The following is a 15,028-nucleotide window of genomic DNA, read 5'->3' on the forward strand; positions in this document are numbered from 1 at the left end:
TCAGGCCTTGTCGTCGTAGGCGTAATTGGCGCGGGCGTAGCGGTACTGCCCGTATCCGTAGGCATAGTTGCCGGGGCGCGGCCGCAGGCCGTTGAAGATCAGCCCGCGCGGCGCGATGCCGACCTGCCGCAGGCGGCGCAGCGATTCCTGGATCTCGCCGCGCTTGGTCACGCCCTGGCGCACCACCATGAACGTCACGCCGGCATGGCCGGCCAGTTGCACGGCGTCGGGCACCGGCAGGATCGGGGCGCCGTCGCAGATCACGATGTCGTAGGCCGCGCTCATCGCCGCGAAGATCGCGCGCAGGTCGGCGTCGAACAGCTCGTCGCTGGCGTTCTCCGAATGGCTGCCCGGCGAGATGTAGTCCACGCCCTTGAGCGTCTCGCGGCGAATCACCGCGTCGAGGCCGTGCGTGCCGCGCAGCAGTTCGACGAAGCCCGCGCCGCGCTCGGCCTGAATGATGCGGTTCATGCCGCTGCGGCGCAGGTCGGTATCGACCAGCAGCACGCGCTTGCCCGCGCCGCCGAGCACCGCCGCCAGGTTCAGCGCGATGAACGACTTGCCGATGCCGGGCGTCGGCCCGGTGATGAACACCACCCGGTTGCGCAGGTCGGTCATCGCGAAATCGAGCGCGGTGCGGAAGCTGCGCAGGCTTTCGAGCGCCGGGTCGAGCGCCGCGCGGTTGGCCAGGATCAGGTCGCGCGACGGCTGGTCGGCGGCGCGGCGCAGGCGCGTCAGCGACACCTCCTCGCGGCTGTGCGGGATCGTCGCGTACACTGGCATCGCGGCGAAGCGCTCGACCTCGCCCGGGTCCTCGATCGAATCGAACAGGCGGCGCCGCGCGAACGCGATGCCCATGCCGATCATCAGGCCGAGCACCAGCGCGCCGCCGATCACCAGCGCGCGCTTCGGGCGCACCGGCAGCTCGGGCACCGCGGCGGTATCGACCATCCGCACGTTGCCGACCTTGCCGGCCTTCACCAGCCGCAACTGCTCCTGCGTGTTGAGCAGGTTGGTGTACAGCTCGGTGCCCACCTGCACGTCGCGTTGCAGGCGCAGCACTTCCTGCTCGATCGGCGGCAGCGCGCGCGTCTTGCTGTCGATGCCGCCCAGCTCCGCCTGCGCGGTGGCGATCTGCGCATCGACCGCCTTGACGGCCGGGTGATCGGGCATGAAGCGCGCGAGCAGTTCGTCGCGCTTTTGCTGCAGGCCCGTCATGCGCGTCTGCGCATCCACCGAGCGTTGCAGCAGCGCGGTGGATTCCTCGTCGAGATTGAGCGTGCCCTGCTTCGCGCGGTAATCGTTGAAGCGGCTCTCGGCGTATTCGAGCTGGGTCTTCAGTTCCGGCAACTGCGCGCTGAGGAACTGGATCGAGCGCTCCGCCTCCTCCGACTTGCGCTGCACGTTCTGGCGCACGTATTCGGTGCCGATCGCGTTGAGGACGGCCGAGGTGCGGACCGGATCGGGGCCGTCGAGCGTCACGCCGATCACATCGGACTGCTTGCCTTTTTCGGCGATCTTCAGCGCGTCGCGCAGCCGCTCGGTGGTGGCCAGTTGCGAATGGCAGCGCAGCACGAATTGCGCGCCGGGCGCGCCGTCGATCGAGGCGACCGTCAGCGTGACCGGGCCTTGCCGCGTGGCCAGCGTGAGCGGCGCGCCGATCTCGCCTTCGGCCGAGGCGTCGCCGAGCGCGAGCCGGTAGCGCTCGCCGGCCAGCCGGGTCAGCGTGAACGCCTTGCCGTGCAGCGCGTCGGGCACCGCGAACGCCGCCACCGAGATCTGCTCGGCGCCGGTCACATAGCCGAGCGGCAGCGGCCGCGACACGCCGTCGGCGTGCTCGCCGAGCCAGCGGCCGATCACCGGCAGGTAGCGCGGCTCGGCGTCGATATACAGGTGGAGCTTGTCGACCACGCGGCCCGACACGAGCCGCGAGCGCAGCACCTCGATCTCCGAGGAGGCCTGGGTCTTCACGTCGAACATCGACGAGATGTCGCCGAGCATGCTCTTGGTCGAGTTGGTGTTCTCCTCGACCTGGATCAGGATGTCGGAGCGGTACACCGGCTCGGCCAGCAACGCGTAGGCGGTGCCGATCGCGAGCATCCCGGCCGTGATCGCGACGATCAGGCGGCGGTTGTCGTACAGCGCGTCAAGGTAGCTGCCGAAGCTGGACGGCGGCGCGGCGTCGTCGGGCTCCCGGTACGGGAGCGGCGCGTCAAAGTGGTTCATGCAAGGCTCCCTGCGAAACGAACGCGGCGAACGGAGAAGACGCGGCCGAGGCGGTGGATGTGGCCGGCGCGACCTTGGTTGTCGAAACGGGCGGCGCAGACGCAGCCGGCGAAACGGAGGCAGCGCAAGCAACAGCGACGGCGGACGCCGCCCCCGACGGCTGCACCCGCGTCATCCGCCGCGACCAGCGCTCGACGCCGTCCTGCAGTCGCTCCAGCGCCGCCAGATACGCGGCCGGCCCGCGCCGGTACGGATCGGCCACGTCCTCGTCGAGCAGGCGATACACGCGCCCGGTCGCCGTGGGGTAGCGCTGCACGATCGCGCGCCGTTGCCGCTCGCTCATCGTCAGCACCAGCGAGGCGGCTTCGAGCATCCATTGCGCGAGCGACTGCGAACGGTGCTCGCCGATTTCCAGGCCGAGCGCACGCAGACAATCCACGGCCAGCGGATCGGGCGGCAGGCCCGGCATCGCCTCGACGCCGGCCGACCACACCCGCACGCCGGGCAGCGCGCGCGCGAACAGCGCGGCGGCCATCGGGCTGCGGCAGACATTGGCGGTGCACATCACGAGCAAGGTATCCATCAGTACGCGATGCTCCGTCCGGTGGCGAGGGTCTGCGCGCTCGGCAGGAACATGCCGACCACGCGGCTCCAGCGCACCAGCGACGACGCATCGACGAACACCACGTCGTCGGGCCGCAGCGGAAACTCGTTGGCGAGCGCCATCGACACCGGCGAGGTCGCATCGAGATGGAAGATGGTCGGGCTCGTGCCGGTGCGGCTGCGGATCACGTACACCTGGCTCGCGTCGGCCGAATACTGGCTCACGCCGCCCGCGTAGCCGAGCGCCTCGCCGAGCGAGAGCCGCCCGTTGTTGAAGTTCAGCGTGGTGGTGTGGCCCACCTCGCCGAGCACGAACACCTTGGTGTCGCTGAGCGGATACACGCGCACCAGGTCGCCGTCGCGCAGCAGGATGCGATCGGGGTTGATGCCCTGCGCGACCAGCTTCGGCAGGCTCACGATGGCGGTGGCGTCGCCGCGCGTGATCGAGATGCGCGCGCGATCGCCCGCCGCCGTCAGGCCGCCCCCGCGGTTGATCGCCTCGGGCAGCGTCATCGGCAGGTCGTTCATGACCTGCAGGCCCGGCAGGCGCACTTCGCCGTCGAGATAGATGCGCCGGCTCCGGTACGCCTGAATCCGCAGCGTGACCTGCGGATCGCGGATGAACTTGCCGAGCCGCGCGCTGACGCGCTCGCGCGCCTCCAGCTCGGTCAGCCCGCCCACCTCCACCGGCCCGATGTAGGCGAACTGCACGCGGCCCGTCGCGTCCACCGTGTAGCCCGACACGATCGCGTTCGAGCCGGTGTTGTCGACGCCGGTGCTCGGGCCTTGCGAGAGCGGCATGTTCAGTTCGGGGTGATCCCACACGACGATCGCGAGCACGTCGCCGGGGCCGAGCGTGTAGGGCGTCGGCTTGGCGAACAACGCGCTGACGTCGGCCGGGATCGACGGATCGACGCTCGCCTGCACCGTGGCGATCAGGTTGCCGTCGATTTCGACCAGCGAGCCCGAAGGCGGCGCGTCGGTGCTCTTGCTGGCGTTAGTTGCATCGAGCGTGCCGCCGTTGGCAGGCGCCGCCGCTGCCAGCGCGCGATGGCACGAGGCCGGTTGCGCGCCGCCGTTGCCGGCCGGCCCGCAGCCGCCGCGAAACGTCATGCCCGGCGCGAACGCGCAGCCGGTGATCAGCGCGCTCGCCGCGCCGAGCGCGACCCACGCCGCCGCGCGACGCGCACCCTGCCGCGCGATGCGCTTCGTGATGCGCATCGTGGTGAATCGGGACTCGCGCCGAAGCGCTTTCTCCATTCGTGACAGCAGTGCTATCGTTCGCTTTCCCGTTGCCGTGTCTAACATGGTGTCTGGCCTGGTTGTCGGCGCGCTCGGGCCGATCGCCCGATCGTCCGGTTGCACCGTTTGTTCATCGTCGAACCGGCCCGCTGCGATGGCGTACCGGCGTCCCCGCGAAACCTCTACCCTCGTTGCTGCCCACCGAATGAAGCCAAGCCTCCTGGCCGTGCCGGCCGCCGCCCTCGTGTTCGCCGCCGCCGGCTTGCCGGCGAGCTTCGCCGCTCACGCGCAAACCGCAGGCGGCGCGTTGCAATCGCAGTCGCAGCCGCCGCGTTACCTGCCGCCGAACCAGACCGGCGCGATGCTGCCGAAGCCGGCCGCCACGCGCGCTGCCTCGGGCGCCGCCGCGCCGCTCGGCGCCTCGCTGCCGCGCGCCTATCGCGCGCCCGGCCGGGCCGGTCTCGCGCCAGGCGCGGCCGACACGCGCGGCAGCCGCGCCAAGCTCGCGCGCTATCGCGCCAAGCCCGCTGCCGCCGCCAGCGACGACGCCGCCAACCCGTATCGCTACGACGGCTGGAGCGCGTCGTCCGCTTACGGCGGCAGCGCGCCCGCGCGCTGATCCCTTACCTACCGCTTGCCTAGATGCGCGGCCGCCCGGCGGGCGCCGCGCAATATCGGCTCGATATGCGGCTCATACGTGGTTCGATACGTGGCTCAGTACGTGGCCCAACAAGCGGCTCAATACCGGCTCGATAACGACTCGACACGCCGCGCCGATACGCCGCTCAACACGCCGCGTGACAAGCCGCCCGATACGTTCAGTTCAATACGCCCCTTCGCGCCGCATCACTACGCCGACCGTGCGCAGCAGGATTCCGCAGTCGAGCATCGGCGACCACTGCTTCACGTACGACACGTCGAGCGACACGCGCTTCGCGTAATCCACGTCGCTGCGCCCGCTGACCTGCCACAGGCCCGTGATGCCGGGCTTGGCCATCAGGTAGTAGCGAACCTCGTGGCCATAGCGCTCCAGTTCCTTCTCGACCACCGGGCGCGGGCCGACCAGGCTCATCTCGCCGCGCAGCACGTTCCACAACTGCGGCAACTCGTCGAGGCTGGTGCGGCGCAGGAACTGCCCGACCCGCGTGATCCGCACGTCGTTCTTGAGCTTGAAATCGCGGTCCCATTCGGCGCGCGCCGCCGGATCGCGCGCGAGCAGTTCGCGCAGCACGGCGTCGCTGTCGGTCACCATCGTGCGAAATTTCAGGCAATGGAAACGGCGGCCATCGCGTCCCACGCGCAGGTGGCCATAGAACGCCGGGCCGCCGTCGCGACGCACCAGCAGCACGAGGATCAAAAACACGGGCGCCAGCGCCACCAGCATCGGGATCACCAGCGCCGTATCGAAGCCGCGCTTGAACGTGCGGCGCGCGAGATGCGTGGCGAGCCGCGAATCGGCCTGCGCGGCCAGCTCGTGCGCGCGGCCGACGAAACGCCACAGCGTGCGCAGCACGGTCAGCGCGAAGGTGCGCGCGATCAGCATCCCGAGGCCGCTCGTGATGGTCCAGTAGAGGAACCACAGGCGCGAGACCAGATGCAGGCGATGCAGCACGAACAGCAGCAGGAAGCCGCAGGCCTGCACGAACAGCCAGGCGATGACGGTACGGCTGATCAGGTTGAGCACCGAGCGCACGCTCGTCAGGCTGTCGGTGTCGCACGCCGGGAACACCGACAGGGCAAGCGCGACGGCGAACGCCACCAGCAGGCCGTCGAAACCGGAGCTGGCCGCCGCCGACGGCGGCATCAGCTCGAAATGCAGTGCGCATAGCGCGCCCACGATGATCAACGTGCCGTCGACCAGGCGCCAGATCAGGCCTCTCATCACTCACCCCGTTCAAAAAATGATTCGTTTTCGGTTGTTCAGGATTTCTTGTCTTTTCGGCATTTCGCGTGGCCGACGGCGCTGTCTCGCGCGCCGTCGGCCACGCCGCGGCCGCGCTTGACGGTCCGCAACAATCTTTCGCAGTCCTGCTTGATTGGCCTGCTGGATCGGTCTGCCCGCGTGGTCTCGCCGCCAAACCTTGCATGCGACGACCATGTTGCGATGCAGCGATTGGCTGGCGGTGTATCAAGCATGAAACATGCCATTGGAAAGAATTTTGCCGATGCACGTCACCGGAATCGCCAAACCTTTTCTGATCAATACCTTAACGAGTTGAGATGGGAACTTGGATGAAGCCGGCTGGGCGTTTCGAATCTGAAACGTGTCGTAACGTTACGAATGCGCCGCGAATCGTTACGTAACGATTGAAGTGATATGAAGAAAGATCGGCGCAACATAAAAGACATTGTCGAAAAACTCGCAAACGATTGCGCAAAATGACAACTTGAAGCGGCCAGCGCCGCCCGGGCGCTGGCCGCGATCCATCGCGGCCGTCAGCCGAGCCAGCGGTTCAGGGCGTACCGCTGGTGCTGCCGCCCGTGCCGCCGGTCGGGCGGTTGGCCGCCGTGCCGGCCGCGGCCACCGCCGCCAGCAGCGCCGCCGACGGCGTGCCGGCGCTGGTGAACGCGCCGGCCGCCTGCAACGCATCGAGATCGGCGTCGGCGCCCGGCTGGCCCGGCGTAAACGCCGTCGTCAGGAACGCCGAGGTCGACAGCGTGATGTTGAACATCGACTTCAGCACCGTCGCCACGCCGCCCTGCGCGGCGCTCAGGTTGCCGCTGTTGACCACCGCGCTCTGATAGGCCGTGTTCGACGCGAGGCCGCCGAGCAGGCCGTTCAGATCGGTGCCCAGTTCGGCCGCCAGGTAGACGAGCATCAGTTCGGTCAGCGGCGTCACGTTGAACGTGCCGCTGCCGTTCGCGAGCGAGTGCAGCGTGGCCGTGCCCGTGCTGCCCGTGATCGAGCACGGCCCGGAGAACGCGAAGCTCACCGTGAACGCGCCGGCGGACGTGGCCGTGCTCGCACCGGTGCCCTGCACGCAGGCCACCGTGATCGATGCGTTCGCCATCGCCGCGCCCACCGCCGCGGTGCCGCTGATCTTGCCCGAGGCCGTGGTGGAGGTCGTGACCGGCCCGCCTCCACCGCTATCCCCGCCGCCGCCGCAAGCGGTCATCAAGGCCATCGCAACGACGCCCGGCCCCATCCACTGCGCGGCGCGCAGTTTCGTAACGCGTGTCTTCATCGTGGTTCTCCGTGTTCTCGTGAATCGTCGTGCCGACCACGGGCGGGCGAAACGTCGGGATGACGGTTCGCGCCGCACGCGGCTCGTGTGGTTTCAGGGTTGCGGCGCGGCGGCGGGGGTCGTCGTCGTTGCGCTTGCGGCGTTGATGGCGTGGGTTGCGTTCGCGACGGCGACGAGGGCCAGCAGCGGGTCCTGCGCGGGTGTCGTCTGCGTCTGCGTCTGCGTCTGCGTCTGCGTCTGCGGTGCGGCGACCGGCGTCTTGCGCGTGGCCGCCGCATCGGGCGCGGCGTAGCGTTCGTAGGCATCGCGCATGCGGTAGAGCTGCGTCGAGAAATAGCCCGCGCTGAAGCGGCCCTGATTGAGCAGCAACTGTTGCGTGTCGTAGCCGAAATCGAGGCTCTGCGTGCCGTCGGCCGCCAGGTAGTTGGTCGAGCCCACGCGCGTACGGAAATTCAGATCGAACTGCGAGGTGCCGGCCACCTCGACGAGGCCCGGCTTCATGCCCTGGCGCGGCGTGAGCGGCAGGCTGACCGACGCCCCGATGAACGAGCCGTGGCCGCTGTGCTGCGCCTGGAAGCTGAACGCGACGTCGTCGAACCAGCGCGTCGCCACCACCAGCGGCCCCTTGTCGCCGCCCACGTAGCGCGCCACGCCCGCCTCGATCCACAGCTTCCAGGCCGGCTGCACCCAGCGATAGGTCAGCGAGGCGTTCCTGACGTCCGGCAGCGCGTCCTTGCCCGGCTCGCGACGCAGGTAGGCCAGCTTCAGGCGCACCACGTCGGGCCGGCCCGGCACGAACGCCGTCGTCTCGTTCTCGACGCCGAGGTATTGCAGATCGAACTTGCCCGCCGACGTGACGTTCAGCACGCGCGGCGCGATCCAGAAGCTCTGCGCGAGCGCGGCGTCGGCGATGCCGCCGCGCAGGCGGTAGGCGCTGTAGAAGCGGCCGTTGTCCATGTTGCGGCTGTTGGCGAGCGGCGCGATCGCGCTCGCGTAGAACTCCGCGCCGCGCCAGAGCGGCACGAACGCGCGCAGTTGCGCGCCGACCGAGTAATCGAAGTTGCCGTAATCGGTGCCGTACAGGTAGTTCGTGACCGGCGCGATCTCGAAGCGCACGTAGCTGTGGCGGCCCGTCTTGCCCGACCAGTCGACGCTGGCCGAATCGTAGGTCGGACGCATGCGCATCGCGAGCGACGCGCTCGCCGTGGTCGGCGCGCCGCCCGCGAGGAACGCCGCGTACGCGCCGCGATCCACGCTCACCTCGGCCATCGCCGCGCCCGCCTTGCGGATCACCACGCGGATCGTGTCGATCTCGCCGCCCGCGTGGCGCGCCGCGATGCCGAGCGCGATGCCGAGCGCGTCGGCTTCGTTCTGGTTGTAGCGGTGGTTTTCGTATTCGACCACCAGATCGTGGCCGACGATGCCCGCGCGGCCGCGTTCGAGCCCGGCCTCGGACAGCGCATCGACGATCGCGTCGAGCGAAGTCGGCCCGCTCGCCACCGGCACGATCGCGCCGACCCGCTGCATCGTTGCGCGCGCATCCATCTCGCCCGTCGGCGCGGGGTGCAGCGCAGACCATGCGATGGCCGGCAGCAGGAGTGGCGTGGCGGTGTTTGCCGAGGCCGGGCGGGCGTCCAGGCCCGAGGTTGCGCCCGCTGCGGCACGCGGTTCGGTGTCCATCGTCGCGGTGTCCGTCATCGCGGCGTTCGCGGCGGCGTTCGTGGCCGCGGCCTGCTGCGCATCGCACAACGCGCTCGCGCAATGGACAGCGTCGAAGCGCTTGCCGAGCGGAATCTGGATGCCGACCGAGAACGCCGTGCGTTCGGCCACGCCGCGGGTCTGCTTCAGCGAGCGCATCAGCGTGGCGACCACGCTCGCGTCGGCCATCCAGCGGATGGCCGGCGAGTGATAGCGGATGCCCGCATAGGGGGTCTGCGAATCGTGTTCGACCAGCAGCGACAGGCCCGTGTGGAACACGCTCAGCTCCGCGCCGCCGAACGCGCCGTCGAGCCGGTCGCCGCTGCCGTAGCCCACCGTGAACGTCGCCGGGCCGAGCGCCTGCGAGATCACGCCGTATTTCGCGCGAAAGAAATGCGTCTGGCCGCCGATGTCGTTGATGCCGAACGCGATGTCCGGCTGATAGCGGAAGAACTTCGGCACCGCCACCTTGAGGTTCGCCATCAGGTGGCGTACCACGATCGACTCGGCACCCGGGAACACCGGCCGCACGTTGCCGGTGTAGTTCACCAGGCCGCCCGTCACCTCGACGTACGGCAGGATGCCGATGCCCGCCCACGCGACGTCCGACTTCGTGGCCGTGCGGCCGAAACGCGGGTCGATGTAATCGTTGTATTGCCCTTCGAACATGCCTTGCGGCAGCGTGAAGCCGTACGGGATCACCAGCCCGCCGCTCGGCCCCAGCGCCGACAACGCCGGCTCCGCCGCCGTCGCGGCGCTCGCCGCGAACGCCTGGATCGCACCCAGCGCGAATACCCCAAGGCCGCTGCCGGCCCGCTTCTTTCGATTTTTGTAGGTCATTGTTGTCGCTATCGTTGACGTGTGATCGCCGCTTCGCCGCCCCCCGCTCTCCGCCATCGAGCCCCCCCCCGGCGCGGCGGCAAATCGCACGCGTCCGCCCTGCATCCGATGGACGGCTGCAAGGGAATCTGGCTCGATACCCGGTGAACCACGCCCGGCACCCGGACGTGGACGACATTCGCGCTGCACCGCACCGGCCGTACCGCGCCTGGCGTCGCCGCAGTCCTGCTGTCAGACCGTCGCTGCGGCGTCCATCCCCCAGCCACACACGCGACGCTGCAACGCAGCAAGAAGCGTTCCAAAATCGGAAGATTGCTTACAAATCGTCAATGCTGAAATTATTCGTTTCCGAAAGAGGGTCGGACGGCGAGGGATTGCGAAAACGGGGACAAGCGCGAAGGTGCGCGGCGGGCGGGGATGTTCCGGTTACGTGACGTTCGGCGCGGGCGTTACGGGTGGGCGGGTGACATCGTGCGCGAGCGGCCGGTTGGCGCGCCGGAGCGGCGATGGGCGTGCGGCATAATGCTTGCCCACTTATCAGACGGAAGGCCGGGCCATGTCGACGCAAGCGATGCTGTATACGGAAATCGAAGGCAGCATCCGCGACAGCGGGAAGGTGGGCTTCGAGATCGGCGGCATCCCGATCACGTTCGATCTGGCGAACCGGCACGAGCGCTACTACGCCGCGTCGTTGCTGTTGAAGATTCGCTACCCGCAGGGCGACGTCGATCGCGCACTGTTCCAGCGCTTCGTGCAGGCCGGCGACCAGGTGCTCGACGCCGGCGCGAACATCGGCGTGACCGCGCTCGAACTGCTCGACACCGGCGCGCGCCGCGTGATCGCCGCCGAGCCAATCCCCGAGTTGTTTACCCGGCTCGCCACCCTGCCGGCCGATCGCGTGGTGGCCGTGCCGCAGGCCGTGTCGTCGGCGCCCGGTTCGGCCACCATGACCGTGTCGCTCGCGCACAACCAGGGCTCGAGCCTGAAGGACGAAGTGCTGGCGCTGTTCCCGTACATCTTCGGCGACACCCATCGCAAGATCGACGTGCCGACCACCACCATCGACGCGCTGCGCGCCGAACACGGCGCCTTCGACATCTGGAAGCTCGACATCGAGGGGGCGGAGGTCGATGCGCTGACCGGCGCGGCCGACACGCTTGCGCAGTGTCCGCCGCGGGTCGTCATCGCCGAGTTGTATGGTGAGTTGCGGCACGAATTCGCGGAGCGGTTGAAGGCGACGCATCCGTATGGATATCGGGCGTATCTGCGCAAGTCGGACTACGGGCTGGAACTCGTGGATGTGAGCGTGGAGCCGGGGGAGGATCACCATCACACCAGCCCGATGTTTGCGTTTTGCCGGGACGCGGCGGGTTGAGCCGCAGGGTTGGCGGGCGGCGTGTGAAGCGTGGTGCCGGCGCGCTTCGCCGGCCAGGATCGACGCCGGTTACTGATATGCCGCAAGCCCCGCCGCCCGGGCCGCGCCCGGTGGCCGTTTTACCCTCTGCCAAACGGCCTGCCCCGCGAACCGTCACCGCCCCCTGCTGGTAAACTCCACGACCAAAGCCACTTCAGCCTGTCAAATGAGCACGCAACCCACCGACGTAACCGCGAACCATACGCCCATGATGCAGCAGTATCTTCGGGCGACTTTCTGAGCCATGCTGGGCAATGGGAAAAGCGTCGCGGCCGCGCCACAGTCCCCCTCTTGTCCCCCTTGGATGTGAGCTAGCTGCGCCGAACGAGAAACCGCGCCAGATGTCGAACGAGCACCTGCCCCTTTTGAAGAGCCTACTCGATGGCGTCAAGTACACGTCTTTGCTCGCACCGCAATGCGTTGAGACGAATCGAGTCGCATGGCGAGCGCTATTCCGACACCTGGCAGAGAGCGCCCCGGAAAGCAAAGAAATGGCGACGCAATTCCACACCCAATGGCACACCTCGCACCACTATATTCGAGAGCTTCTCGCGGATGACGACTTGATTGCCGACGTTCTCTGGACCTGGCTGCCACGCTACAACGGTCCACCAAAAACGCTCTATCGCGGAGAGAATCTGAATCGATTCGAAAGCGGGAATATCGGCACCGCATGGACCGATGCTTATGCAACGGCCAAAATGTTTGCGAGCGGACTAAACAACGTGGGACATGGCGGCGTGGTTTTAAAAATCGAAGCGCCAGTCGACGCAATAATTTCCGGGCCGTCCAAGCACAGCATTTGGTTGGGCGAGCGGGAATTTTCGATCGACCGACGAAAGCTGGACAAAACCATCATTGTTCAAGTGGAGCGGTTCTCCCCCTCTTGACCTCAGATTGCAACGCAAGCGCTGGTCAGCGTTGATCATGTGGCTCAGCCGACAATTCAGCGCGGGCGCTGATCCATGACCGCGATCAAATCGCTGGATCTCCCGGACGACAATTCGTAAAAAAGCCACCCGAAGGTGGCTGTGAGCGGACGGGAAACGCATGATCCGCATTCTGATCACCCATTTGGTCACTTCTTCTTGGGGTCGTGAATCGGCAGCGTGGGATGTTTCGGCTTGGTCGGAGGATTCACGTGGTGTCTCCGGTCGTCTTTGCCATCCTCTCGTTTGGGCTTCGGGCCAGGATTGATAGTCGTCATGTTTCATTTTCCTTTCGATTGGCGTGCGATTTCAGATCAGTGAGCCGCCATGCAAATCGTGGCGGCCGGTCGATCTAAATTGATGCAGCGCGTCGGCGGTATTGCCGAGTTGCCGAGATTAGTTTGCATCAGATTCGGCGAGAGAGAAATAGCAGATTCATTGACATTCGGCTGTGCTACCTCGCGCTTCCGCCGTAGCTCGACAACGGTACGTACCCCACTGCCGGCCAAACGTCTCTGACGCGCAAACGTCGCGGCTTTCCATCCACTGCGCCTATTCAGCAGACTCATCCATCTAAACCCAAGCGCGATCTCAACCTATAACAAAATCAAACCCTCTCCACGGCCCATTTCTAATCATACAAATGCGTTAGCATGACGGTTTTCTAATTCGAAAAGCCCGATGAGCGCGTTCATTCGAGAAGGCGACACAACCGACCACGGCGGCAAAGTGCTCAGTTGCTCGTCAGACCATCAAATTGACGGCAAGAACATCGCTCGGCTTGGCGACATGGTTGACCTGCCTGATTTCTTCGGACCGATTCAATCTTGGGGAGCGGCCTCGATTGCTTCAGTTGAACAGTATCGCTGCTTAAACTCGTTGGGCGTCAGATAGGCCAGACTCGAATGCGGCCGAATGCCATTGTAGTGACGCCGCCATTGCTCAATGACGACCTTGGCCTCGAGCCGTGTCCGAAACCGCTCCAGGCTCAGACATTCGTCTCTGAACTTGCCGTTGAAGCTTTCATCCGTACCGTTTTGCCATGGCTTGCCGGGATCGCTCAACGCCATCTCCATGCCGTTCCGGGCAGCCCATTTCAGAATGGCGCGTGACACGAACTCCGGGCCATTGTCCGAACGCAGGTAACGTGGCGCACCGTGCAAGCTGACCAGCCGTGACAACACTTCGATCACCCGCCCCGAGCGAATCGACCCTGCCACATCGATGGCCAGGCATTCGCGCGTGTATTCGTCGATCAAGGTCAGACACTTCAACTGCTGGCCGTTGGCGCAGGCATCGAACACAAAGTCATAGGCCCAGACGTGCCGGGCCGTCGTGGCAGGCTGAGGCCGCGGGCGATGCACTGATACTCGCCGGCGTGGGCGTCTGCGAGGCACTTGCAAGCCCGCGAGCCGCCACAGTCGCCAAGCCCGGTCGGCGCTCATCGGATGGCCTTGCCGATCCAGAAAAATCTGGATGCGGCGGTAACCGTAGCGCGGATATTGTGCCGATAAAACACACATCGCCGCCAGCACCGGCGCATCACGCCCAGCCAGCCTCGATTCGTAATTCAGGGTCGACCTCCCGACCGACATCAGCGCGCACGCTCGCCGCTCCGACAGACCACGCGCTTTCGCGTAGGCAACCTGCTGACGGCGAGCGGGCGCGCTCACCATTTTTTTGCGTTGATCTCCTTCATCACATCAAGTTCGAGATCGCGCTCGGCCAGCATCTTCTTCAGTCGCGCGTTTTCCTGCTCGAGCTGCTTCAGGCGCTTCACATCAGCGGCGTCCATCCCGCCGAAATGCTGACGCCAGTTATAGATCGTCTGCTCGCTGATCCCGTGCTTCTTCGACACCTCGGCGACCGGCGCCTTGTCTGCCTCGCGCAGGATCGTGACCATTTGCTCTTCGGTGAACCGGCTCTTCTTCATGACTTCCTTTCTCCGTTGGAAGCCATTCTCTCAAGTTTCAACTGGTCCGAAAATCACCGGGCAGGTCAACAAGCTGCACGCGCTCGTCTCGTCGCTCCCGGCCAACGCTGGCCCGATCGACGCGCTCGACCGAGCGCTCGAACTGGCGACGACATCACTGTTCGTGCTCGCGAGCGAGATCGACGCGGCGCGGGCGACTCGTGAGACTGCGGCGGAGATGCTTGCCGCAATTGATCGTTTGGAGCGCCGCCTGCTTGCCGCCCTGACCGTGTCGGCCGAAGGCGCGGAGCAAAACGCCACGCAAATCCAAGCCGAACTCGCTCGCGTTTCCAGCCTGGCCGCCTCCATGCACTCAATGATGGCCGCCGCGGCCGCAGATGATTTCGACGACCTGCCGAACGATCCGGAGCGCGAGGCCTCCCCCATTCCCCTCCTCGATTGGCTGCGCGCCGTGGCGAAAGCGCCGGGAGGGCTCCTTCGTAAATCGCTGGTGGCACGCGCTGAGTGGCAGTCAAAGAGCCGCGCATCAGCGTCGTTTGTCTCGATGGCTTTTCGCTGCCAGCTCGTCGCGGCTGACGGAGCGCGAGCGCAGAACGCGCCGCCGCCGGCCCTCGTTCGCGTTGATCTTGTCGACGCGAGCGGGCCGCTCGCACGGCTCGATTCGTTCAACGCCGTTTGCTTTTTGTGCAGCCTTTCGCCGAACGGATCGTGGCAAATCGCGGCGCATCCGCTCGGCGAGCGGGGCAAGCCCGGAGCAATTGTCGGCTCGTTCGTCGCATGAGGCGAGCGCGCTTGCTCCACTGTTTTTCGGGCGCTTGCGCCCGATGGTTTTTCACCTGGCAAAGGTGCGTCAGGTGTATAACAAACAAAAGACATCGAAAACGAGATTGAGTCAAACAATCCACGGCACAGCCTCGACGCCCCACGCCCCTTTCGAAACCGTTGGGAGCGGGCGACA

12 protein-coding genes and 1 pseudogene are annotated in these 15,028 nt (G+C 66.5%); 5 read left to right on the forward strand and 8 right to left on the reverse strand.

Going from position 1 to position 15,028, the window contains the following annotated elements; genetic code table 11:
• Genes AB4850_RS26735 through AB4850_RS26745 form a run of 3 tightly spaced genes read right to left on the reverse strand, consistent with a single transcriptional unit; the run spans position 1 to position 4,050 of the window.
• Positions 1 to 2,226: a GNVR domain-containing protein gene (locus AB4850_RS26735; protein WP_414442463.1), complete on the reverse strand. Its 2,226-nt coding sequence runs from the start codon at positions 2,224 to 2,226 to the stop codon at positions 1 to 3.
• Complete coding sequence (locus tag AB4850_RS26740) at positions 2,213 to 2,809, reverse strand: protein-tyrosine-phosphatase (RefSeq protein WP_414442464.1); 597 nt, start codon at positions 2,807 to 2,809, stop codon at positions 2,213 to 2,215. Before AB4850_RS26740 ends, AB4850_RS26735 begins: the two co-directional genes overlap by 14 nt.
• Positions 2,809 to 4,050 (reverse strand): polysaccharide biosynthesis/export family protein, encoded by a 1,242-nt coding sequence (locus tag AB4850_RS26745; RefSeq protein WP_414442465.1) that lies wholly within the window; start codon positions 4,048 to 4,050, stop codon positions 2,809 to 2,811. The genes AB4850_RS26740 and AB4850_RS26745 overlap by 1 nt, the downstream gene beginning before the upstream one ends.
• A 226-nt stretch (positions 4,051 to 4,276) precedes the next feature.
• On the opposite strand from AB4850_RS26745, the gene AB4850_RS26750 reads away from it, so the two are divergent.
• On the forward strand, positions 4,277 to 4,690 hold the full coding sequence (locus AB4850_RS26750) for a hypothetical protein (protein ID WP_414442466.1): 414 nt from the start codon (positions 4,277 to 4,279) through the stop codon (positions 4,688 to 4,690).
• Between the two features lie 204 nt (positions 4,691 to 4,894).
• Here AB4850_RS26750 and AB4850_RS26755 read toward each other — a convergent pair whose 3' ends face one another.
• The 3 genes from AB4850_RS26755 to AB4850_RS26765 form a co-directional block, all read right to left on the reverse strand.
• The gene (locus tag AB4850_RS26755; protein WP_414442467.1) at positions 4,895 to 5,953 is read right to left on the reverse strand and encodes a sugar transferase; all 1,059 of its coding nucleotides are present in this window, start codon (positions 5,951 to 5,953) and stop codon (positions 4,895 to 4,897) included.
• Positions 5,954 to 6,524: 571 nt separating this feature from the next.
• Complete coding sequence (locus AB4850_RS26760) at positions 6,525 to 7,256, reverse strand: carboxypeptidase regulatory-like domain-containing protein (RefSeq protein WP_414442468.1); 732 nt, start codon at positions 7,254 to 7,256, stop codon at positions 6,525 to 6,527.
• Between the two features lie 93 nt (positions 7,257 to 7,349).
• Entirely contained in the window at positions 7,350 to 9,794 is a 2,445-nt protein-coding gene (locus AB4850_RS26765) for a YjbH domain-containing protein (protein WP_414442469.1), read from the reverse strand.
• A gap of 556 nt (positions 9,795 to 10,350) precedes the next feature.
• On the opposite strand from AB4850_RS26765, the gene AB4850_RS26770 reads away from it, so the two are divergent.
• Together AB4850_RS26770 and AB4850_RS26775 are read left to right on the forward strand one after the other, a co-directional pair.
• The gene (locus AB4850_RS26770; protein ID WP_414442470.1) at positions 10,351 to 11,169 is read left to right on the forward strand and encodes an FkbM family methyltransferase; all 819 of its coding nucleotides are present in this window, start codon (positions 10,351 to 10,353) and stop codon (positions 11,167 to 11,169) included.
• Positions 11,170 to 11,699: 530 nt separating this feature from the next.
• Positions 11,700 to 12,098 (forward strand): hypothetical protein, encoded by a 399-nt coding sequence (locus AB4850_RS26775; RefSeq protein WP_414442471.1) that lies wholly within the window; start codon positions 11,700 to 11,702, stop codon positions 12,096 to 12,098.
• 188 nt (positions 12,099 to 12,286) lie between these two features.
• Here AB4850_RS26775 and AB4850_RS26780 read toward each other — a convergent pair whose 3' ends face one another.
• Positions 12,287 to 12,415, reverse strand: a complete 129-nt coding sequence (locus AB4850_RS26780) for a hypothetical protein (protein WP_257819202.1) — start codon at positions 12,413 to 12,415, stop codon at positions 12,287 to 12,289.
• Between the two features lie 403 nt (positions 12,416 to 12,818).
• Between AB4850_RS26780 and AB4850_RS26785 the strand changes: the two are divergent.
• A pseudogene (locus AB4850_RS26785) lies at positions 12,819 to 12,941 on the forward strand (PAAR domain-containing protein); the annotation flags it as partial.
• Between the two features lie 17 nt (positions 12,942 to 12,958).
• Here AB4850_RS26785 and AB4850_RS26790 read toward each other — a convergent pair.
• Positions 12,959 to 14,070 (reverse strand): IS3 family transposase gene (locus AB4850_RS26790; RefSeq protein WP_414442472.1). Its coding sequence is split into 2 segments (ribosomal slippage): positions 12,959 to 13,812 and positions 13,812 to 14,070, totalling 1,113 coding nucleotides; the frame shifts between segments, so codons are not numbered across the junction.
• Here AB4850_RS26790 and AB4850_RS26795 point away from each other — a divergent pair.
• The gene (locus tag AB4850_RS26795; protein WP_414442473.1) at positions 14,069 to 14,851 is read left to right on the forward strand and encodes a hypothetical protein; all 783 of its coding nucleotides are present in this window, start codon (positions 14,069 to 14,071) and stop codon (positions 14,849 to 14,851) included. The two genes, AB4850_RS26790 and AB4850_RS26795, sit on opposite strands and share 2 nt — an antisense overlap.
• Positions 14,852 to 15,028 lie beyond the last annotated feature (177 nt).

The organism is Burkholderia sp. 22PA0106, from assembly GCF_047497155.1.
Taxonomy (GTDB): domain Bacteria; phylum Pseudomonadota; class Gammaproteobacteria; order Burkholderiales; family Burkholderiaceae; genus Burkholderia.

Coding starts and splice junctions, on each gene's coding strand:
- AB4850_RS26735 (WP_414442463.1), bottom strand. CDS start 2,226: ATGAACCACTTTGACGCGCCGCTCCCGTACCGGGAGCCCGACGACGCC.
- AB4850_RS26740 (WP_414442464.1), bottom strand. CDS start 2,809: ATGGATACCTTGCTCGTGATGTGCACCGCCAATGTCTGCCGCAGCCCG.
- AB4850_RS26745 (WP_414442465.1), bottom strand. CDS start 4,050: ATGCGCATCACGAAGCGCATCGCGCGGCAGGGTGCGCGTCGCGCGGCG.
- AB4850_RS26750 (WP_414442466.1), top strand. CDS start 4,277: ATGAAGCCAAGCCTCCTGGCCGTGCCGGCCGCCGCCCTCGTGTTCGCC.
- AB4850_RS26755 (WP_414442467.1), bottom strand. CDS start 5,953: ATGAGAGGCCTGATCTGGCGCCTGGTCGACGGCACGTTGATCATCGTG.
- AB4850_RS26760 (WP_414442468.1), bottom strand. CDS start 7,256: ATGAAGACACGCGTTACGAAACTGCGCGCCGCGCAGTGGATGGGGCCG.
- AB4850_RS26765 (WP_414442469.1), bottom strand. CDS start 9,794: ATGACCTACAAAAATCGAAAGAAGCGGGCCGGCAGCGGCCTTGGGGTA.
- AB4850_RS26770 (WP_414442470.1), top strand. CDS start 10,351: ATGTCGACGCAAGCGATGCTGTATACGGAAATCGAAGGCAGCATCCGC.
- AB4850_RS26775 (WP_414442471.1), top strand. CDS start 11,700: ATGGCGACGCAATTCCACACCCAATGGCACACCTCGCACCACTATATT.
- AB4850_RS26780 (WP_257819202.1), bottom strand. CDS start 12,415: ATGACGACTATCAATCCTGGCCCGAAGCCCAAACGAGAGGATGGCAAA.
- AB4850_RS26795 (WP_414442473.1), top strand. CDS start 14,069: ATGACTTCCTTTCTCCGTTGGAAGCCATTCTCTCAAGTTTCAACTGGT.